Source organism: Mycobacterium sp. NTMscope_Eco_3, from assembly GCF_976985685.1.
The window spans coordinates 5,084,100-5,104,660 of the sequence record NZ_CDRJYZ010000001.1; the positions used below are offsets into that span (position 1 = coordinate 5,084,100).

General features: G+C 69.2%; 19 protein-coding genes and 1 pseudogene. 9 read left to right on the forward strand and 11 right to left on the reverse strand.

Annotated features, from left to right (window positions below):
- Positions 1-17: 17 nt before the first annotated feature.
- From AC0KTM_RS23585 to ricR, 3 genes are all read right to left on the reverse strand, one after another.
- A complete protein-coding gene (locus tag AC0KTM_RS23585; protein WP_238957114.1) occupies positions 18-1,049 on the reverse strand; it encodes a L,D-transpeptidase in 1,032 nt (343 codons plus the stop codon).
- A 117-nt stretch (positions 1,050-1,166) separates the two neighbouring features.
- Entirely contained in the window at positions 1,167-2,411 is a 1,245-nt protein-coding gene (locus tag AC0KTM_RS23590) for an MFS transporter (protein ID WP_225327304.1), read from the reverse strand.
- Positions 2,412-2,529: 118 nt separating this feature from the next.
- The gene (gene ricR, locus AC0KTM_RS23595; protein WP_225327177.1) at positions 2,530-2,820 is read right to left on the reverse strand and encodes a copper-sensing transcriptional repressor RicR; all 291 of its coding nucleotides are present in this window, start codon (positions 2,818-2,820) and stop codon (positions 2,530-2,532) included.
- Between the two features lie 111 nt (positions 2,821-2,931).
- On the opposite strand from ricR, the pseudogene ilvD reads away from it, so the two are divergent.
- Positions 2,932-4,763: pseudogene (ilvD, locus tag AC0KTM_RS23600) on the forward strand (dihydroxy-acid dehydratase).
- A gap of 64 nt (positions 4,764-4,827) precedes the next feature.
- Here the strand turns inward: ilvD and AC0KTM_RS23605 are convergent.
- Complete coding sequence (locus AC0KTM_RS23605; protein ID WP_225327179.1) at positions 4,828-5,268, reverse strand: SPW repeat protein; 441 nt, start codon at positions 5,266-5,268, stop codon at positions 4,828-4,830.
- Positions 5,269-5,384: 116 nt separating this feature from the next.
- Here AC0KTM_RS23605 and AC0KTM_RS23610 point away from each other — a divergent pair, with 116 nt between their 5' ends.
- Positions 5,385-6,368, forward strand: a complete 984-nt coding sequence (locus AC0KTM_RS23610; protein ID WP_472416836.1) for a nitronate monooxygenase — start codon at positions 5,385-5,387, stop codon at positions 6,366-6,368.
- A gap of 2 nt (positions 6,369-6,370) precedes the next feature.
- Here the strand turns inward: AC0KTM_RS23610 and AC0KTM_RS23615 are convergent, their stop codons facing one another.
- A complete protein-coding gene (locus AC0KTM_RS23615) occupies positions 6,371-7,027 on the reverse strand; it encodes an O-methyltransferase (RefSeq protein ID WP_472416838.1) in 657 nt (218 codons plus the stop codon).
- Positions 7,028-7,183: 156 nt separating this feature from the next.
- Between AC0KTM_RS23615 and mymT the strand changes: the two genes are divergently transcribed.
- Entirely contained in the window at positions 7,184-7,330 is a 147-nt protein-coding gene (gene mymT, locus AC0KTM_RS23620) for a copper-binding metallothionein MymT (protein ID WP_472416840.1), read from the forward strand.
- Between the two features lie 42 nt (positions 7,331-7,372).
- On the opposite strand, the gene AC0KTM_RS23625 is transcribed toward mymT, so the two are convergent.
- The 4 genes from AC0KTM_RS23625 to AC0KTM_RS23640 all read right to left on the reverse strand — a co-directional run bounded on the left by AC0KTM_RS23625 (position 7,373) and on the right by AC0KTM_RS23640 (position 11,775).
- Positions 7,373-9,490 (reverse strand): glycoside hydrolase family 3 protein, encoded by a 2,118-nt coding sequence (locus AC0KTM_RS23625; RefSeq protein ID WP_472416842.1) that lies wholly within the window; start codon positions 9,488-9,490, stop codon positions 7,373-7,375.
- A complete protein-coding gene (locus tag AC0KTM_RS23630) occupies positions 9,487-9,999 on the reverse strand; it encodes a TIGR04338 family metallohydrolase (RefSeq protein ID WP_225327183.1) in 513 nt (170 codons plus the stop codon). The genes AC0KTM_RS23625 and AC0KTM_RS23630 overlap by 4 nt, the downstream gene beginning before the upstream one ends.
- On the reverse strand, positions 9,996-10,745 hold the full coding sequence (locus AC0KTM_RS23635) for a DUF2786 domain-containing protein (RefSeq protein ID WP_225327184.1): 750 nt from the start codon (positions 10,743-10,745) through the stop codon (positions 9,996-9,998). The genes AC0KTM_RS23630 and AC0KTM_RS23635 overlap by 4 nt, the downstream gene beginning before the upstream one ends.
- Before the next feature lie 196 nt (positions 10,746-10,941).
- The gene (locus tag AC0KTM_RS23640; protein ID WP_472416845.1) at positions 10,942-11,775 is read right to left on the reverse strand and encodes an alpha/beta hydrolase; all 834 of its coding nucleotides are present in this window, start codon (positions 11,773-11,775) and stop codon (positions 10,942-10,944) included.
- Between the two features lie 35 nt (positions 11,776-11,810).
- On the opposite strand from AC0KTM_RS23640, the gene AC0KTM_RS23645 reads away from it, so the two are divergent.
- Both AC0KTM_RS23645 and AC0KTM_RS23650 read left to right on the forward strand, forming a co-directional pair.
- Entirely contained in the window at positions 11,811-12,863 is a 1,053-nt protein-coding gene (locus tag AC0KTM_RS23645; RefSeq protein ID WP_425326365.1) for a sigma-70 family RNA polymerase sigma factor, read from the forward strand.
- A 10-nt stretch (positions 12,864-12,873) separates the two neighbouring features.
- Entirely contained in the window at positions 12,874-14,286 is a 1,413-nt protein-coding gene (locus AC0KTM_RS23650; RefSeq protein WP_225327186.1) for an alpha/beta hydrolase domain-containing protein, read from the forward strand.
- Between the two features lie 19 nt (positions 14,287-14,305).
- Here the strand turns inward: AC0KTM_RS23650 and AC0KTM_RS23655 are convergent, their stop codons facing one another.
- Entirely contained in the window at positions 14,306-15,439 is a 1,134-nt protein-coding gene (locus AC0KTM_RS23655; protein ID WP_472416847.1) for an NAD(P)H-dependent amine dehydrogenase family protein, read from the reverse strand.
- A gap of 74 nt (positions 15,440-15,513) precedes the next feature.
- Here AC0KTM_RS23655 and AC0KTM_RS23660 point away from each other — a divergent pair, with 74 nt between their 5' ends.
- The 4 genes from AC0KTM_RS23660 to AC0KTM_RS23675 all read left to right on the forward strand — a co-directional run bounded on the left by AC0KTM_RS23660 (position 15,514) and on the right by AC0KTM_RS23675 (position 19,834).
- Complete coding sequence (locus AC0KTM_RS23660; RefSeq protein WP_238957121.1) at positions 15,514-16,392, forward strand: MarR family transcriptional regulator; 879 nt, start codon at positions 15,514-15,516, stop codon at positions 16,390-16,392.
- A 24-nt stretch (positions 16,393-16,416) separates the two neighbouring features.
- Positions 16,417-17,142, forward strand: coding sequence for a pirin family protein (locus AC0KTM_RS23665; protein WP_238957122.1), 726 nt, complete (start codon positions 16,417-16,419; stop codon positions 17,140-17,142).
- Positions 17,143-17,199: 57 nt separating this feature from the next.
- Positions 17,200-18,645: a YhgE/Pip domain-containing protein gene (locus AC0KTM_RS23670; RefSeq protein ID WP_238957123.1), complete on the forward strand. Its 1,446-nt coding sequence runs from the start codon at positions 17,200-17,202 to the stop codon at positions 18,643-18,645.
- Between the two features lie 79 nt (positions 18,646-18,724).
- A complete protein-coding gene (locus tag AC0KTM_RS23675) occupies positions 18,725-19,834 on the forward strand; it encodes a phosphodiester glycosidase family protein (RefSeq protein ID WP_225327305.1) in 1,110 nt (369 codons plus the stop codon).
- Here AC0KTM_RS23675 and AC0KTM_RS23680 read toward each other — a convergent pair.
- Positions 19,827-20,492, reverse strand: coding sequence for a YoaK family protein (locus tag AC0KTM_RS23680; protein ID WP_225327306.1), 666 nt, complete (start codon positions 20,490-20,492; stop codon positions 19,827-19,829). The two genes, AC0KTM_RS23675 and AC0KTM_RS23680, sit on opposite strands and share 8 nt — an antisense overlap.
- Between the last annotated feature and the right edge of the window lie 69 nt (positions 20,493-20,561).

The following is a 20,561-nucleotide window of genomic DNA, read 5'->3' on the forward strand; positions in this document are numbered from 1 at the left end:
CGTCTGCTCGCGGAGAGCTAGTTCATCCAGTCGGCGGAGCCGTCGTTCTTCTTGTAGCTGCCGCCGGTGGAGTTCTTCACGATGATCGGGTCTCCCGCGCCGAAGTTGTCGAAAAACCACTTCGCGTTGGAGGGGCTGATGTTGATGCAGCCGTGGCTGACGTCGCGCTTGCCCTGGTCGTCCACCGACCACGGGGCGCTGTGCACGTAGTCGCCGACGTTGTCGAAGCGGACCGCGTCCTCCACCGTCACCTTGTAGCCGTAGGTCGAGTTGACCGGGACCCCGTAGGTGGACGAATCCATCACCACCGACGGCTTCTTGTCCTGCACGTAGTAGGTGCCGTTGGGGGTCTGGTGGTTGCCGGACGTCATGCCCATCGACATCGGGATCGTCTTCTCCACCGTGCCGTTGCGGGTGACGGTCAACTGATGGGTGGCGTCGTCGGCCGTGGCCACCAGCGTGTCCCCGGTTCGGAAGCTCGACACGGTGCCCCCGGCGTCGACGGTCACCGCGGTGTGGGCGGGCCAGAAGCTCAATGGCCGCCAGCGCAGCTGCGTGGGGGTCATCCAGTAGAACTTGCCCGGGACCGCGGGCACCGACGAGACGTGGACCGCGCCTTCCGCGGCGCCGGCGTCGTCGACGCGTCCCGGGAAGTTGATGATGATCGGCTGGGCGACGCCCACGGTCGACCCGCCCGCGGGAAGGATCTTCGGCGGCCCGAACGGCGCCGTCCCGGTGAACGGGGTGGGGTTCTGGCCGGCGGCCGAGGCCGCGGCGGGTTCCGCCATCGGGGGAACCCAGGGCGGCGCCGCCGCCGGGTCGGGCGGGGGCGGGGGCGCCAGCGGGTCGGGCGGGGGTGGCGGCGCGAAGGGATCCGGCGGGCCGGGCGGGGCGGCGACGGCGCCCGGGTCAGCGGGAGCCGGGTCCGGGTCGGCCAGCGCCGGGGCCGCGCTCAGCACCAGTGCCAGGGTCATGACGGCGCCGCAGCCGGTGACGTTCAGAGCGGCGAAGAGACCCTTGAAAGTCCAGGCCCTCGTCCAGCCCGACATATGCATACCTCCACTCGTGTACTCGACACAGTCTGGCATAGGGCGCGCGCCGTCGATCGTCGCCGGCGGCCGCCGGCGGCCCCGATGGCTCCCGGAACACGCCTCTGACCTGGGCGGTTATGAATCGCGTGAGCTTGTCGGCCGCGGCTGCGGGACGTCCAGCATCCGCCGGTTGGCCGCGATGCCGACCAGCGCGACCGCCATCAGGATCGCCGAAGCGATCAGCATCATCGTGACGCTGTGCTCGTAGAGCAGCCCACCCGCCAGCGAGCCGGCCATGATGCCGACCTGAAACGCCGTCACGTACAGCCCCGACGCGCCGTCGGGGTCGTCGGCCCCGTTGCGCATGGCGGCGGATTGCATCATCGGCGATACGGCGGTGGCCATGGCCCCCCACAGCACGATGGCGGCGGTGCCGATCAGCGCGGTCGTCGCGCCGGACCGGCCGCCGAACGCCAGCGCGGTCAGCACCACGAAGGCGGCCGTCAGGCCCGTCATGCACAGGATGACGGCGGACTTGGGCCGGTGGTCCAGCGGCCGCGCCACCAGCGGCACCGACAGCAGGCCGGCCAGCCCGTAGGCGGCCAGCACCCACGCCAGGTTCGGCCCGCGCACGCCGAGGACGTTGCGGATGAGCTCGACGATGAACGTGTAGGAGACGAAATGGCCGGTGACCGCGATCATCGCCAGCACGCTCACGGTGATCAGCCGTCCGTTGCGGTGGTGGCGGGACCGGGGCCCGACGTGGGCGAGCTGGTCGTCGGTGAGCACCATCTCCGGCAGCATCACCCGGGCGGCGATCGTGACGAGCGCGGCCGCGACGGTGACGCACACGACGGCCAGGCGCCAGCCCCACATCAAGCTCAGGGCCGCGGTCAGCGGGCTGCCCACGACCAGCGCCAGGCTGGTGCCGACGTAGATCGACATGGTGGCGCGCCCGGCGTGGCTGGGCGGCACCAGCCGGATCGCGATCGGCGCGATGACCGACCACAGCAGGCCGTGCGTGACCGCGCAGAGCACCCGCCCGGCGGCCAGCACCGCGAAGTTGGGCGCCAGCGCCGAGATCAGCTGCGAGGCGGTCAGGCAGGTCAGGCTCGCGACCAGCACGCGGCGGCGGGGCAGGTGCGCGGTCCAGCGCACCAGCGGGATCGTCGTCAGGGCCGCCACCAGGGCGTACCAGGACAGCAGGGTGCCCACCAGGACCAAGCTGACGTTGAGGTTGCGGGCGATCGCCGGCAGCGCGCCCACCGGCAGGATCTCGGCGGTGACATAGGTGAAGGCCGCGGCCGCGAGGATGGCGAGCTGAGCCGCGATCCGTGGCGTCCACGTTCGCGCGGCTGTGTTGGCGGTTTCGGCAGTCATCACAGTCATCGGTTGGGTGTGCGCAATCGGCTGAGCAACGTCGCCGAGGTCGCGCTCCCCTACCGTACGCACACCGACTGCCGGTTCCTCCAACTTGGCGTGGCAACACGCCCTGCGATCAGGAGCGCACCAGGCGGGCGATCGCGGCGGAGGCCTCGGTGAGCTTGGTGTCGGCCTCGTCGCCGCCCTCGGCCACGGCGCGGGTGACGCAGTGGCTCAGGTGCTCGTCGAGCAAATTCAGCGCGACCGAACGCAGCGCGCTGTTGACGGCGCTGATCTGGGTCAGGACGTCAATGCAGTACTTGTCTTCCTCGATCATGCGGGCGATCCCCCGCACCTGGCCCTCGATGCGCCGCAGCCGCTTGGCGTAATTGTCCTTCTGCTGCGAGTACCCGTGTTCGTCGGTCATGTTCGTTTCACCCCTGCCGTTACGCCTGCCGTGCCGCCACGTCCACCTTATACCCCGGCGGGGTATTACCCCGGGAACGGGCATCGCGACTGGCCAGCGCATACTTGAACAATGCCCACCACCGATTCGGCTCGGACCGCCGACATCAAGCCGCGTAGTCGTGACGTCACCGACGGCCTGGAGAAGGCCGCCGCCCGTGGCATGCTGCGGGCCGTAGGCATGGGAGACGAGGACTTCGCCAAGCCGCAGATCGGCGTCGCGTCGTCCTGGAACGAGATCACGCCGTGCAACCTCTCGCTCGACCGGCTCGCCAAGGCCGTCAAGGAGGGGGTGTTCTCCGCCGGCGGCTACCCCCTCGAGTTCGGCACCATCTCGGTGTCCGACGGCATCTCGATGGGCCACGAGGGGATGCACTTCTCGCTGGTGTCGCGCGAGGTGATCGCCGACAGCGTCGAGACGGTGATGCAGGCCGAACGCCTCGACGGCTCGGTGCTGCTGGCCGGCTGCGACAAGTCGCTGCCCGGGATGCTGATGGCCGCCGCGCGGCTGGACCTGGCCTCGGTGTTCCTCTACGCCGGTTCGATCCTGCCCGGGGTCGCCAAGCTCTCCGACGGCAGCGAGCGCGAGGTCACCATCATCGACGCGTTCGAGGCGGTGGGGGCCTGCGCCCGCGGGCTGATGCCGCGCGAGGACGTCGACGCCATCGAGCGTGCGATCTGTCCCGGCGAGGGCGCCTGCGGCGGCATGTACACCGCCAACACGATGGCCAGCGCGGCCGAGGCGCTCGGGATGTCGTTGCCCGGCAGCGCGGCGCCGCCGGCGACCGATCGCCGCCGCGACGGGTTCGCGCGGCGCAGCGGTGCGGCCGTCGTCGAACTGCTGCGGCGCGGGATCACCGCCCGCGACATCCTCACCAAGGAGGCGTTCGAGAACGCGATCGCGGTGGTGATGGCGTTCGGCGGTTCCACCAACGCGGTGCTGCACCTGCTGGCCATCGCCCACGAGGCCGACGTCGCGCTGACGCTCGACGATTTCAGCCGCACGATCCGCACCTGGCCGACGTCGTTCGAGAACGCGATCGCGGTGGTGATGGCGTTCGGCGGTTCCACCAACGCGGTGCTGCACCTGCTGGCCGTCCCACGCTCGACGATTTCAGCCGCATCGGGTCGAAGGTTCCGCACCTGGCCGACGTCAAGCCGTTCGGCCGCCACGTCATGTCCCACGTCGACCACATCGGCGGTGTGCCGGTGATGATGAAGGCGTTGCTGGATGCCGGCCTGCTGCACGGCGATTGCTTGACGGTGACCGGTGCGACCCTGGCCGAGAACCTGGCCGAGATCGCCCCGCCCGACCCGGACGGCAAGGTGCTGCGGGCCCTGAGCGATCCCATTCACCCCACCGGGGGAATCACCATCCTGCGCGGCTCACTGGCGCCCGAGGGCGCGGTGGTCAAGTCGGCCGGCTTCGATTCCGACGTGTTCGAAGGCACCGCAAGGGTTTTCGACGGCGAGCGCGCCGCGCTGGACGCCCTGGAGGACGGCACCATCACCAAGGGCGACGCGGTGGTGATCCGCTACGAAGGGCCGAAGGGCGGCCCCGGCATGCGGGAAATGCTCGCCATCACCGGTGCGATCAAGGGCGCCGGCCTCGGCAAGGACGTGCTGTTGCTGACCGACGGCCGGTTCTCCGGCGGGACGACCGGCCTGTGCGTCGGCCACATCGCCCCCGAGGCGGTGGACGCCGGGCCGATCGCGTTTCTGCGCGACGGCGACCGCATCCGCCTGGACGTCGCCAATCATGTCCTCGACGTGCTCACCGATCCCGCCGAATTCGATTCTCGCCGAACGGGTTTCACGCCGCCGCCGCCGCGCTACAAGACCGGGGTGCTGGCCAAGTACGTCAAGCTGGTCAGCTCGGCCGCGATCGGCGCAGTCTGCGGTTGATCTCCGCCTGACCGGATCGTCCGGCCAGGCGGCGAATCGACTTGTGGCCTAACCGAGTTCGGGACTAGGCGTGGGTGCCCGTGGCGCGCGTGCGCATGCCGAAGTAGGTGGCGTTGAGGCCCAAGAAGGTCAACAACGCACCCGCGACGACATTCGACCAGGTCATGCCGGTGGTCAGCACGACGTCCGGCACGATCCACGTCGACACGATGACCCACACGCCGAGCACCGGCAGCGTCCACGTCATGCCGTGCGCACGATCCAGCGCCGTCGCGCACCCGTACGCCAGGAACGCCACCGCGATCCCTGCGATCAGGTCAGACGTGGCAAGCGTCCTCGTCGCGCTGAATCCCACGATCCACGGTGACGCGGCCACGTACAGACCGGTCAGCAGAGCCAGGCCGAAGGTGAAATGCGCACTCATCGACTCGGCGACGCGCTCGTAGCGGGCGCGCAGCGCCAACAAATCGGGGTGGTGATCGATTGATGAATGGACTGTACTCATTTTGTGACCTTTCTGTTATGCAGCAAGCCTTTTGAGCTGGGCTGCACCCATCCATCTGACGTCAAGATTACGCTCGATCGCTGTCCAATTCGAGGAACCGCGTAGCGTCTTCAGGCATGGACATCGCGGACCGACTGCGGCTCGATTGCCCGGTGGGGCAGGCCGGCATGGGCGGCGGGCTGGCGGGGGCGAGCCTGGCGGCCGCCGTTGCCAACGCGGGCGGGCTCGGCACCCTGGGCATCGACACGCCGCGCCGGCTGCGCGCCTCGATCGACCGGGTGCGCGAGCAGGCGCCGGGTCGCGCCGTCGCGGTAAACCTGTTGCTGCCCTTTGTGCATCGCCACCACGTCGCGGTGTGCGTCGATGCCCGCGTGGACGTCGTCGTGTTGGCGTTCGGAGAGAAACGCGGCCTCGTCGAGCACCTGCGGGACGCCGGGATCTTCGTCTTTGTGATGGTCGGCACCGAGGCGCAGGCGCGCGCCGCAATCGCCTCGGGCGCCGACGGTTTGATCGCGCAGGGGCGCGAGGCCGGCGGGCACCTCGTCGGGACCGTGCCCGCCCTGGATTTTTTGCCGCACGCCCTGCGCGCGGCCGGGGGCCGGCCGGTGTTTTTGGCCGGCGGCATCGCCACGGCCGCCGACACTCGCGCCGCGCTGGACGGCGGCGCCGACGGCGTGATCGCAGGCACGCGATTCCTGTTGACGCACGAGGCCAATGCGAGCCGCGAGTATCAGCGGCGAATCCTTCGGGCGGACAGGACGATCGAGACAAACCTGTTCGGGCTGAGCTGGCCGCTACGGCACCGCGTGGTGCCCAACGCGGCCACCCACCGGTGGTGTCGGCCCGACGGGCGGGCCAAGGCTGTGCCGGCGGCCCTCAACGCGGCCAGCCGTCCCCTGTCGGCGCTGGGCTATTTCGATGCGGGCGCACTGATGCGCCTGCAGTCGCCGGCCCTTCCGTTCTTCACGCCGCTGGCACCGGTGGCCGGTGTGCCCGATTCGTGGCTGGACGGCGCGGCCCTGTACGCCGGTGAAACCGCCCTGCGGATCGGCGAACTCACCTCCGCCGGGCAAGCGGTTGCCGACCTGTGCCCGCGCTGAGGCTACTGCACCAGCGCCAAGGCGAAGCCGTCCCAGTGCTTGGCCCCCACCGTCTGGATCACCGCGGTGTCAAGCCGCGGGTGCTCGCCCATCGCCTGTAGCGTCTCGCGGGTCGCCCGCACCCGGGCGTCGTCGGAATCCGGCCGCAGAATCTGACCGTCGCGAATCACGTTGTCCACCACCACGACTGCGCCGGGACGGGCCAATCGGACGGCCCACTGAAGGTACGCAAGGTTGTTCTCCTTGTCGGCGTCGATGAAGATCAGATCGAAGGGTCCGGTCACCGTCGGCAGCGTGTCCAGCGCCGCGCCGACGAGCACCTCGACTCGATCGGCGACGTCGGCGCGCTCCAGGTTGCCCCGCGCCACCTCGGCGTGCTTCGGCTCGTATTCCAGCGTCACCACCCGGCCCTGCGGCCCGGCGCCGCGCGCCAGCCAGATGGTGCTGAAGCCACCCAGGGTGCCGATCTCGAGGATGCGCCGCGCGCCGATGGCGCCGGCGAGCAGGCTCAAGAACTTTCCCTGCTGCACCGAGACCGCGATCGGCGGTAACCCGGCCGCGTTGCTGGCCTCGAGCGCGGCGGTCAAGGACGGGTCGTCGCCAACCACCGTGCTGTCCAGGAATGCGTCGACGTCGTGGGGGGTCGGTTTCTCGCTCATGGCGTCAACGCTAGCGGCGCCCACCCGGCCCTTGCACGACGGCCGGCCCGCCACGGGCCCGTCGCCGCCGTTCACCATATACCCATGGGGGGTATATGGTGAAAGTGCGGCCGAACCGCGCCGCACAAGTCACACCAGGAGAAAAGGGTGAATCAAATGGCAACTTACGAAGCCGGGACCCTGCTGACGTGCGGTCACGAACGCTGCGGCTGCCGTGTCCGCATCGAGGTCCCCTGCCACTGCTCGGGTGCGGGCGAGGGGTACCGCTGCACGTGCGGCGACGCGCTGACCCCCGTCGAGTAACGCGCCGGCACGGCCGTGCGTTCGGGCGTCAGCCCGCGTGAGTCATCGCCCGAACGCACGGCCGGTCAGCGCCACCGCGGCCGACAGACGCATGGCCGACGCCGAAATGCCCACCGCCGCCGTGTAAACGCCCGGCTCGATCCGCCAGCTTCCGGCGCTGCCGTCGTAGCGGGCGAGCAGACGCGGATCGGCCTCGATCCGCACCCGGCAGGTGTCGCCCGGGTCGAGCTCGACCCGCTCGAATCCCAGCAACCGCAGGCACGGTCCGCCGGGGACAGCCGTCACATACAGCTGCGGCACTTCCGCCCCGGCCCGATCGCCGGCATTGACGACGCTGAACGTGGCGGTGATGGTCTCACCGCCGGTGAGCACCAGGTCACGGTAGTCAAACCTGGTGTAGGACAGGCCATGACCGAAGGCGAACATCGGCTGGTGGCCGTTGCCCGCGTACCAGCGGTAGCCGACATCGGCGCCCTCGAAGTACGCGATCGTGCTCGCCGTCCCCCACGGTTCGCCGGAGCCGGGTAGCCGCGGGCGAGGCGTCTGGTCCAGATCGACCGGAAAGGTGATCGGTAACCGGCCCGACGGGTTCACCCGCCCGGTGAGGATCTCGGCGATCGCCCGGGCGCCGGCCTGACCCGGATACCACGCCTGCACAACGGCATTCACCGCGTCGCGCCACGGCATGCTCACCGGGTTGCCGGTCTCGAGCACTACCACGGTATTGGGGTTGGCCGCCGCCACGGCCGCGATCATCTCGTCCTGGCCCCACGGCAGCGACAGGTCGGCGAGGTCGTAGCCCTCCCCTTCGGGGCGCACCGCGAACACGATCGCGATGTCGACTTGCTGCGCCGCCCGCGCCGCCTCGGCCGGGCTGATGCCGGGATCAAACTCAATCTGGGCCTGCGGCAGCTGTTTTCGCAACTCCTGCAACGGCGACGACGGCAGCAGGTACAGATTGCGCAGCCCGGCCTCCAGTCCCGCGCCGCCGATCGGGACCACGCCCGCGTAGCCGCCCTGGGGAACGACGGTGCTCGAACCATAACCGGCGGGCACACCCAGGTGCGCGTAACCACCGATGACGGCGATGCGCAGGCCCGACTCGGGCGCCACCGGGAGCGCCCCCCGGTTGGTCAGCAGCACGGCCCCCTGCCGCGCTATGCGCAGCGCAACCTCGTTGTGTGCGGCCATATCCGGGGCCGGACCCGGTTCGGAGCGGTCGATGCCGACGGCGAACATGGACCTCAGGATCCGTCGGACCATGTCCGACAGGCGCCCCTTGGGCAGCCTGCCGTCGGTGTACGCGTCGCGCAGCGGCGCACCGAAGGCCTCGGCCTGCCACAGCAGCGCGTCGATCTGGGCCCCGCACTCCTGGTCGAGACCGCCCAGCGCGCATTCCCAGCTCGGCGTGGCGCCCCAATCGGACATGACCCAGCCGCGATAGGCCCAGGCGCCCTTGAGCACCTCGTTGATCAAAACATCGTTTGCCGCGGCGTAGACGCCGTTGATCTTGTTGTATGCGGTCATCACGGCGCCGGGTTGCGCCCGCTCGATCGCGATCTCGAAGGCCAGCAGGTCGGATTCGCGGTGCGCGTCGGGATCGATGACCGCGTCCAGGAAGTGCCGGTTGGTCTCGTTGCAGTTCAGCGAGTAGTGCTTCACGGTCGAGATGACGCCGTGGCGCTGGATGCCGTCGATCGACTCCGCGATCATCGCGGCGGTCAAAAGCGGGTCCTCGGAAAGGTATTCGAAGTTGCGGCCGTTGCGCGGATCGCGCGCGAGGTTCATCGCCCCGGCGAGCTGCACGTTGATTCCGCGGCTGCGCGCCTCCCGGCCGATCACGTCGCCGGCGGACCGGGCCAGCGCCGGATCGAAGCTGGCGGCCAGCGCCAGCCCGGCGGGCAGCGCGGTGGCCGTGTCGCCCGGACGGTAGCCGGGGTTGGTGATGCCCAGGCCGGCATCGCTCATCCGCAGCGGCGGCACCCCGAGGCGGGGGACCCCGGGCACGTACCCCGCGCTCATCGGCGTGTCCGCCGGGATGCGCTCGTCGCGCACCGGCCACATGTCACCGGCCCCCATCACCGAGACCAGCAGCGAGAACCGCTCGTCGTCGGTCATCTGGGCTTCGATCTCGCGCGCCCGATCGTCGGGATCTCTCACCGCACACCCTCTTTGGCGTAGACGACGCGCAGCACATGCCCCAGTTCGGGTCCCATCACCAGCTCCGTCAACTCACAGATCGTCGCAACGAACTCGAGGCCGTGCGGCGGCTCGGCCTGGCACAAATGATGCGCCACTTCGTGCAGGATCACCAGCTCACGCAGCGCCCAGTCGGCGGTGTCACGGTCGGGGACCGCGATAATGCCTGCGCCGTCGTGGTTTTCGTAGTGCGCAGCGGTGGCGGCCCGCCGCGGCCGGACCCGCAACGGCGCCACCCCCGGCCATCGCTGCCGCACCGCCGGCAGCGCCAGCACGTCGTCCACGTAGCGCTGGGCGGAGGCCACCGAGCCGAACCGGCCTTCGGGCGGCAGCGTCAACTGCGTGCCGAAGAAGTCCACCGCGGGTGAGCCGTGCTGGGCCGCACGGTCAAACAGCGTGCGGACGAACTCCTCGGCCGCATACACCCTGGACCGTTGAGAATCCCGTCGCGGGGAATTCCCGGCAGTCATCCGCTCAGCGCGCTCCGCGCCCCCGGGAGTTCGGGGCTGTTGCCGAGCCGCGCTCGCTTCCCGGCCCGATCGCCGGCGCGCCGCGCCGCCGAGGAATACCCGGCCGACGCCCGGCTGGCCTGCCAGGTGCCGCGCGCCTTCGACGCGCCGCGGTAGTAGTCCACGAGCTCAACCTCCTTGTCCCGCAAGGCGATTGCGGTTCCCGGCGCACGCCGCCGGTCCCTGGTGGCTTCCCGCCGGGCCTCGTCGCGGGCCTCGGCCAGCCGCTGCCCGACGCGCGCCCCGAAGGCCAGCTGAAAGTTGAGCCGGGCGGTGATCGTCGGCGTGGGACGATGCGCACCCGAGGACAGGTAGGCGTCCGACGCGCGCACCATTTGCACGACCAGGCTGGCATACAGCGCGTGGCTGGCGTCGATGTCCTCGGCGAACCCGTAGGCGTAGACGAACGTCGAATTCGATGCGACGTCGCATCGAACGTCGTTGGCGGCGGCGATCAGCACGAAGAGCTGAACATACGTCCGTAACCCCTTGGCGCCCGCCGCGCCGATCGTGATGGTGCGCTGCGTCGGGGCCTGCGCGGCCGAACGCTGGGCCGAATGGGAGCGCGCCACCGCAAGGTCGATGGACGCGGCCGTCGCGAGCCGCTGCGCGGCCGACATGAACGCGTCGGCCTCGTGGGTGTTATCGGTTCCTTCGGCCTGACGCAGCAGTGCGGCGATGCGCGCCAGCATCTTGTCGTCGGTCATCGGCGCCGCTCCTCCTCATCGCTTCGCTCTGCATCGTCACCGGCGCGGGTCATCGGCGCCGCTCCTCCTCATCGCTTCGCTCTGCATCGTCACCGGCGCGGGTCATCGGCGCCGCTCCTCCCCATCGCCTCGCTCTGCATCGTCACCGGCGCGAGTCATTGGCGCCAAGGTACGGGAGCGCTCCGACATTCTTGCCTCACAGCCGAGCGGTGATCCAGGAGACGACATCGTCGAGTACCTGCTCGCGCTCGGGCTCGTTGAAGACCTCGTGATACAGGCCGGGATACACCTTGAGCTCGACGTCCGTGGACCCCACGCATTCCACCAGGCGGTGGCTGCCGGCGACGGGAATCAACCGGTCCTCGGAGCCGTGCACCACCAGCAGCGGCGCGGTCAGGGCCGGCGCCCGCTGCGGCATCGTCTCACCGACCTGCAGCAACGCGCGGCCGATGCCGGCCGTCACCTTGCCGTGGTATACCAGCGGGTCGCTCTTGTAGGCGGCCACCACCGCGGGATCGCGCGAGATGGCGTCGACGTCGAGGTCCTGCGCGGGCAGCCCGGGCACGATGGCGCCGAGCACCTTGGCGGCCAGGGCCAGCAGCGGCGATACCTGGTCCTGGGCCGCCACCGCGGGTCCCGACAGCACCATCAGGTCGTAGTTGTCCGGGCGTTCGACGCCGTAGGCGAAGACGATGCCCCCGCCCATGCTGTGGCCCAGCACGACGCGCTTGAGGCCGTGGTATTCCCGGGTGGCGATCCCGACCAGGGTGTCGAAGTCGGTGGTGTACTCGTGAATGTCGCGCACCACCGCCCGTTTGCCGCCGGAGCGGCCGTGTCCGCGATGATCCAGCGCGTAGGTGACCAGGCCCGCCTCGCCGAAGCGCCGGGCGACGTGGTCGTAGCGGCGGGCGTACTCGCCGAGGCCGTGCGACAGCACCAGGACCGCCCGCGGTGCCGTGTCGGGGGTCCAGACGTCGTAGACGATGCGCACACCGCCGAATCCGTCGAAACTGCGTTCGGTGCGGTTCATCGGGTGGTCCTAGTCATTGAGGTGCAGCGTAGTGGCTGGGATGCGGGCCGGGGTTGCGGACACTGCGTAGGCTCATCCGCGTGAGCCTTCTCGCGCAAAACTCCGAAGGCGACTCGGTGCTGGGGACCGATTTCTCGGCGCAGGCCGAGCCGTATCGCCGCGAGCTGCTCGCCCACTGCTATCGGATGACCGGGTCCTTGCACGACGCCGAGGATCTGGTGCAGGAGACGTTGCTGCGGGCCTGGAAGTCCTACGACCGTTTCGAAGGAAAGTCCTCGCTGCGGACGTGGCTGCACCGCATCGCCACCAACACCTGCCTGAGCGCGCTGGAGGGCAAAGGGCGCAGGGCGTTGCCGGTGGGCCTGGGCGCCCCCAGCTCGGACCCGACCGCCGAGCTGGTGGAGCGCCGTGAAGTGCCCTGGCTGGAGCCACTACCGACGTTGACCGATGACCCGGCGGACCCGTCGGTGGTCGTCGGGTCGCGGGAGTCGGTGCGGCTGGCGTTTGTGGCTGCGCTGCAATACCTTCCGCCGCGACAACGGGCCGTGCTGCTCCTGCGCGACGTGCTGCAGTGGCGCTCCGCCGAGGTCGCCGAGGCGGTCGGTACCACCACGACCGCCGTCAACAGCCTGCTGCAGCGGGCCCGGTCGCAGCTGGACGCCGTCGGACCCAGCGCCAATGATCAACTGGCGCCGCCGGATTCGCCGGAGGCCCAAGACCTGCTGGCCCGCTACATCGCCGCATTCGAAACCTACGACATCGACCGCCTGGTGGAGATGTTCACCGCGGAGGCGATCTGGGAAATGCCGCCGTACGCGGGCTGGTATCGGGGCGTGACGGACATCGTCACGCTCATCCGTCAGCAATGCCCGGCCGAGGCGAGCGGAGACATGCGACTGCTACCGCTGGTCGCCAACGGTCAGCTCGCCGCGGCGATGTACATGCGCGCCGGCGACGAACATGTCCGCTTCCAGTTGCACGTGCTGGATGTGCACGGCGAGAAGGTGTCTCACGTGGTGGCGTTCCTCGATGACACGTTGTTCACGAAGTTCGGGCTACCCAGTTCGCTGTCCGCGGGTCACAGGTAAGAAGGTTGCGATGACGAGTTCCACCGCCCAGGTCACGGCCGCGCCCGGCAAGCCGCTGCTGCTGCTGAGCGCCTATGACCTCGCCGACGTGGGCTATCGCGTCGAGGAGTTCTTCGTTTCCGCGACGGCCTCGTCCTATACCGCGGTGACCGAGCTGGGACCGGACGGCCGCTGGGACGTCACACCCTCGGGCTCAGCCGATTACACGACGCGCATCGTGGTGTTGACCCCGTCGGATCCGACTCGGTTTAACGGAACAGTACTGGTCGAATGGCTCAACGTCAGCGGCGGCATCGACGCTCCCGCGGTATGGATGATGGCGCATCGCGAAATCGTCCGCGCCGGTTACGCCTATGTCGGGGTCTCGGCTCAGCGGGTGGGGGTCGAGGGCGGCGACAGCCTGCTCGGCGCCGACATGTCGCTGAAAAGCCAGGATCCGCAACGGTATGCGCCCCTGCACCACCCGGGCGACGCCTTCTCCTACGACATCTTCTCGCAAATCGGTTGCCTGCTCAAAAGCGCCGAACGCCATGCGCTCGTGCGGGATCTGCCCGTGCGGCGCGTCATTGCGCTGGGCGAATCGCAGTCGGCGATGTTCCTGACGACCTACATCAATGCGATCGACCCGTTGGCCCGCAGCTACGACGGGTTCCTTGTCCATTCCCGTTTCGGCCCGGCCGCCCCGCTCGACGGTACCTCGATCTTCGCGGAAGCCGAGGAGCCGCAAGGGGTTGGGTTCCGGCCGGAACTGCGCGTCCCGCTGCTGACGGTCATCACCGAAACCGACGTCTTCGGCGGAGCCCGGCAGGGCTACTACTTCGCGCGGCAGCCCGACAACCAATACCTGCGGGTCTGGGAGATCGCCGGCGCCGCCCATGCCGACAACTACACCATCCAGGCCGCGTTCATCGACAGCGGCTCGGCGCCGCTCGAGGCCATCGCCGCCGCCTACGCGCCGACCAACATGCTGATGGGCCAGCAGTTGGCGCACTGCATCAACTTCGGTCCGCAACACCACTATGTGGTGCAGGCCGCGCTCGCCGCGCTCAACACCTGGGTCGCCGGCGGCGGGCCGCCGCCCAGCGCCGAGCCCCTCGAGGTTCGCGAAACCGAAGGGCCACAACCGGTTCTGGACGGCAATGGCCTCACCCGGGGCGGCCTTCGGACCCCCTGGGTGGACGTGCCGGTCGCCCGGACGTCGGGCCTGGGCGGCGACGAGAGCATCATGTCGATGATTTTCGGCTCCGGCGAGCTTTTCGACGCCACTACGCTGCGCCGGCTCTATCCCGGCGGAAGCACGGAATACCTGGAACGCTTCACCGCCGCGCTCGACGCGGCGATCCGCTCTGGATTCATCCTGCCGGCAGACCGCGCCGAGATCCTGGAACTCGCCGCCGCGACGTATCCCGGCGACCGGTCTTAGGCGAGGCCCGATTGCCGGGCTAGAACAGCCGGCTGTCCGGCGGCGGGCCGGGCACCGGACGCACCAGGCCGGCGCCGGTGATCAGCGGCAGGTCCAGCGCGCAGAGCAACCCGGGCGGGGCCGCGCACACCGCGGGGATGGCATTGACCATCCGCGAGGAGCCGGCGATGCGCGCCCCCAGGTCGTGGTCGTGGTCTTCGGCCATCTCGAATTCGCACCGCATGCTCGGGGAACCCTCGATCTCCACGCGGTACAACCCCCGACCGGACGCCATGCCGTAACCGAGGTCCTTGGGCGGGATGCAGATGTGCGGCTGGGGCCAGTCCGGGGCGATGTCGTCGCGCATGCGCGTCACGTGGTCGAGGACGAAAGTCGGTTTTCCGCCGACGAAACCGGTCAGCGTCGAGCGCATGGCCGCGATCGTTCCGGCCGCGATGTGCCCCGTCGGCGTGTCGAACGATTCGTCGGCGGGGATCCGCTCGTTGGCCTCCTCGATGTTGTCGATCTTGACCCCCAGCCCGGCGGCGAGCTGGTGCAACACGGGGCCCCAGCCGAACGTGAACACCCCGGGCGTCGCCGCGAACGCCGGATACTCCGGCGGTTGGCCGAACCCGAGGATCTCGTACACGGCGGAGCGGTCCGGGTAGGTCGCGTAGTTGAACATCTCCGTCACCCGCACCGATTCGATCACCCGGGAGACACCGGTAAGCACCAGCGGCAGAACGTCATTGGCGAACCCGGAGTCGATGCCGGTGGTGAAGAACGACACCCCACCGTCGATCGCGGCCTGGCGCAGCGGCTCGGTGAACGCGGAGTCGACCGCGTCGGGAAAGACGAGTGGCACCACCGAACACGACACCACGTTCTTTCCCGCCCGCAGAATCGACACCATGTCCTCGACCGCCTCCAGCGGCCGCAGGTTCGCGCCGGCGGCGTACACCACCGCGTCGGCGTCGCCGGCGAGCATGGCCGCCGGATCCTGGGTGGCCACCACGCCCACGGGCGCGATGCCACACAGCTCCCCGGCATCGCGGCCGGCCTTGGCGTCGCTGTGCACCACGACGTCGACCAGTTGGAGCTCCGGATGGTCGATCACCCCCCGCAGGGCGACCACGCCCATGGAACCGGGTCCCCACACTCCCACCTTCAGCACGACGATCTCCTAATATTAGGACGTATATCCTTGCATTTTGGACGGATCGTAGGGAGGCGGCGGTGGATACGTCAATGGCGGAGACGCGCGGCGAAGCGCGCGCCAAATCACCGCCCACCGCGCGGGTGATGGATGTCCTTGCGGCCCTGGCGAAGTCACCGAACGGACTGACATCGGCCGAGCTGGCGAAGAGGTGCGCGATCAGCACCTCGACGTGCGCCCTCGTGCTGGCCGAGTTGGAACGGCGCGCCTGGGTGGCGCGGCGCGGAAATCGGCGCTACGTCCTGGGCAGCGGGCTGTTCGGGCTGGTGCACGGGCTGCGCGAGCAGTTTCCCCTGCTGGACCGCGGGCGTGACGCGCTGCGCTTCCTGCACGACACGCTCGGCGCGGGCTGCTCCATGTCGAAGATCGGCGCTCGGCACCTGACCACCGTCGACACGGTCGGCCACGGCACCGACGGCGAACACGCTGTAGGGCAGCGCTTCCCCATCGACCCGCCATTCGGTCTGGTCGCCATGGCCTGGCGCGACGACGATTTCATCCGGGCCTGGCTGCATCGCGTGACGCCCCGCCTCACCCGCGCCGAAATCGCGCAGCACCAACGGGTACTGGCCGATATCCGCGCCCGCGGCTATGGCGCCTGGCGCTTCGACGACACCCACCAGTCGCTGCACAGTCGGCTGGCCGAGCTGTTGGCCTCGCTGGAGCCGACGGCGCACGTCACCCGACAGCTCACCACGCTGATGACGATGGTGACCCTGCAGTCGGTCACCGACATCCTCGAAACAGACTTGGCCACCGCCGAATTCGTCGTACTGCCGATCTTCGCCCCCGATGGACAGCCGGAGTACCAGATCGAGATCCACCTTGGCCACGCCACCGGGTTGACTTTGCCCGAACTCGACGCCGCGCTCCGGCATGCCCAGGGGCTGCTCACCGCCGCGGTCGGCTGACCCGACCGGGATTACGCTGGGACCATGTCCGCCACCACGGAGATCCGGCGCGCGGCCGATCGGGCCGTCACCACCACACCCTGGTTGACCTCCCGGCACTCGTTCTCCTTCGGCGACCACTACGATCCCGACAACACCCATTACGGGCTGCTGCTCGTCAACAACGACGACATCGTCGCCCCGGGAACGGGATTCGACACACACCCGCACCGGGACATGGAAATCGTGACCTGGGTGCTGCGAGGCGAACTATCCCATCACGACTCCACCGGAAACCGCGGAGTCATCTATCCCGGACTGGCGCAACGCATGTCGGCCGGTCGCGGCATCCTGCACTCCGAACGCAACGACTCCGCCAGCGAGCCGGTGCATTTCGTGCAGATGTGGGTGGTGCCCGACGAATCCGGCATCGACCCGAGCTACCAACAGCACGAGATCGACCCGAAAATGTTGGACGACAACCTTGTGACGATCGCCTCAGGCATGCGCGCCCAGGACGCCGCCATCACCCTGCACAACCGCAACGCCGCGCTGCACGCCGCCCGGCTGCGGGCCGGGGCGGCCGTGCACCTCCCAGTGGCGCCTTACCTGCATCTTTTCCTGGCCCGCGGCCGGGTCAGCATCGAAGGGATCGGGGAGTTGGGCGTGGGCGACGCCGTGCGCTTGGCCGACGCCGACGGCCGGCGCGCGGCTGCGAGCGAGCCCTCCGAACTGCTGATCTGGGAGATGCACGCGAAGCTGGGCGACTGAGCCCATAGAGGGCCGGCGACGCAGCCCATAGAGTGGGCACGACAGACAGGAGTCGGCATGCCTCACTCGCACGCGCAGCACGCGGCACCCAACCCCAACCGAAACATCAAGGCGATCCGCACCGCGCGATTCTGGGGGGCGCCCCTGGTCATCACGTTGGCGCTGATGTCGGCGCTGTGCGCGCTCTACCTCGGCGGCATCTTGAACCCGAGCACCAACCTGCACCATTTCCCCATCGCGGTGGTGAACGAGGACGCGGGCCCCGGCGGCGCGCAGATCACCGACCGGCTGGTGAATGGGTTGGACAAGAACAAGTTCGACGTCCGGGTGCTCTCCCGCGGCGAGGCCAAACATCAACTGGACACCGGCCTGGTGTACGGCTCGGTGGTGATACCGCCCAGCTTCTCGTCCAGGCTGCGGGACTTCGCGACCAGCGCGGTGGTGCCCGCCCGCGCCGAACGGCCGTCGATCACCGTCTCCACCAACCCGCGGGCCGGCACACTGGGCGCGAGCATCGCCGGCCAAACCCTCAGCACGGCCATGGGCATGGCCAACGGCATAGCGGGACAACGGGTTATGGCGGAGGTGGCCGCGCAGACCGGCGGCGCGCCCCTTCCCGGCGCGGCCCAGGTGGGGCTGGCCGCCCCCATCGAGATCCAATCGGTCGTCTACAACCCGCTGCCCAACGGCACCGGCAACGGTTTGTCCGCCTTCTATTACGCGCTGCTGCTACTGCTGGCCGGATTCACCGGCAGCATCGTGGTCAGCACGCTGGTGGACGCGCTACTCGGCTATGTGCCGGCCGAATTCGGCCCGGTGTATCGGTTCGCCGAGCAGGTCAGGATCTCCAGATTCCAGACGCTGCTGCTCAAGTGGGCGATGATGGTGTTACTCGGGCTGCTCACCTCGGCGGCGTACCTGTGGATCGCCGACGCGCTGGGCATGCCCATCGATCTCAGTTGGCAACTCTGGGCGTTCGGCGTGTTCGCGATCGCCGCGGTGGGCATCACGTCCAGTTCCCTGCTCTCGGTGCTCGGCACGGCGGGGATGCTGGTCAGCATGCTCATCTTCGTGATCCTCGGCTTGCCGTCGGCCGGAGCCACGGTGCCGCTGGAGGCGACGCCGTCCTTCTTCCGCTGGCTGGCCGAATTCGAGCCGATGCACCAGGTTTTCCTGGGCGCTCGGTCGCTGCTGTACTTCGGTGGCCGCGGGGATGCGGGCCTGACCCAGGCGCTGACCATGACGTCGGTGGGCCTCGTCATCGGGCTGCTGCTCGGCGGCATCGTCACGCACCTGTACGACCGCAAGGGCTTTCACCGGATTCAGGGTGCGGCCGCGTTCGCGGTCGCCCAGGAGCACCAGGCTCAACACAAGGCCCGCCGCGGCAAGCCGGCGGGGCCGGCGGCTGCCGAGCCGGCCGTCACCGAGCCGGCCGTCGACTCAGCCACGCCGGCCGACCCAGCCGAGCCGTCCCAGCCCGAAAGTTCCAGCGAGCAAACGTAATTCGCGCGTGGCCCAAGCGTCATCGGCCCGTGATCTTTGTTGACAGTGTGACTTATGAGGCTGATGATGTCTCTGTTGCATCCAGATCATGGCCGAAAGGGCTATCGTGCTGACCCGACGCGCCAGCTTCCGCCGGCTGGCGGCGTGCTGCACCGCCCTCGTCGCCTGCTTCACGCTGGCGGTCACCTCCGGGCAGCCGCTGGCGCGAGCCGCTGACGGCCGCGATCTGCTCGCCAACGCGATCGGCAGCACCCGCGGTTCCTACCTGGTCTACAACTTCGGCGCCGGTCACCCCGCGCCGATGCTCAACGCGGGCGGCAGCTGGTATGAGATGAACAACGGCGGCCATCTGATGATCATCAAGAACGCGGCCGGGCGGCTCTCACCGCATCTGCTCGTCGACACGCACCAGGGCGACCAGGCCCGCTGCGAAAACAATCCGGGCGCCCGCACCGGCGAGGGCCTGTGGCAGGCCTCGGAGCTCTACACCCCGCTGCAGGCATGGCAACGCATGGGCCAGCCGACGATCGCGATCAACGCCAACTTCTTCGACGTGCGCGGGCAAAAGGCCGGCTCGTGGCGCCAGACCGGCTGCAGTTCACCGTTGGGCGCCTTCGTGGACAACACCAATGGCCGGGGCCGCGCCAACCAGGCCGTCACCGGCACACTCGCCTATCCCGGCAAGCAGGGTCTGTCCGGCGGCGGCGAGAACTGGAGCGCGCTGACGACGATGATCCTGCCGTCCGGCGGCGCGCCGTACGTGGTGTGGCCCAGGACGAAAAAGGACTACGACGCCGCCACCCCCGTCGTCCAGGACCTGCTCAGCAAGAACGAGAGGTTCGTGGCGGTGTCGGGAATCGGGCTGTTGGCGCCCGGCAACACCGGACAGCTGAACGACGGCGGGCCCAGCGCGGCGCGAACGGCGCTGGCCTACGCGAGGCAAAAGGACGAGATGTACATCTTCGAGGGCGGCAGCTACACCCCGGACAACATGCAGGACCTGTTCCGCGGGCTGGGCAGCGACAACGCGGTGCTGCTCGACGGCGGCGGCTCCTCGGCGATCGTGCTGCGCCGTGACACCGGCGGCATGTGGGCCGGCGCCGGCTCACCGAGGGGATCGTGCGACACCCGACAGGTGCTCTGCGACTCCCACGAGCGGGCGCTGCCGAGCTGGATGGCCTTCAACTAGCTACCGCCGCAGCGTTTTTCGTTGCAGCGGGACCGAATCTGAAGATCAGCAGGCTCGCCGCGATCACCGCCGCTGCCAGCACGAACACCGGAGCAACCGTGAACCTCGACATCGTCGCGCCGACGAACGCTCCGGCGCACATGGTGGCGACGACGCCGATGCGCAGCCGTTGGCGCTCGCCCGTACCGCCGGCCAGCCGGCTGTCCAGGCCGAGGCTGACGATCGTCGACGTCAGCACGGTGGTGGAGAGTTCCTGGATGCCGAACTGGCGCGCGCTCGAGTGTTGCAACCCGAACGTCACGGCGAGGATGCCGATCATGATGAGCGTCGAATTGCGTTGGTAGCGCAGCACTCCCGTGCCGGCCAGGATCGACAACGCCACCAGCAGGACGATTTCGGTGGCCAGCACCGTGGTGATCCACGTCCGCGTCCGTTCACCGAAATGCCGGACCAGCCGCCCGCTGAGCACGGTGGTGCACACGAACGTCGGCAGGGCGACCACGACGGCGGTCAGGTCGATGCTGGTCCTCGGCGCCAGCCAGAAACCGAGGAAGATCACGTTGCCGGTCATGTTGGCGACGAACACGTGGCCGAGCACCAGGATACTGATCGAGTCGGCCAATCCCGTCGCAAACGTCAGCAACAGCAGCGCCGCCACTGTCGATCGTGGTGATACCGGTGAGGTAACCGCCATGGGGTGCAGTCTATTTCGGTGCGGCCCGGTGCA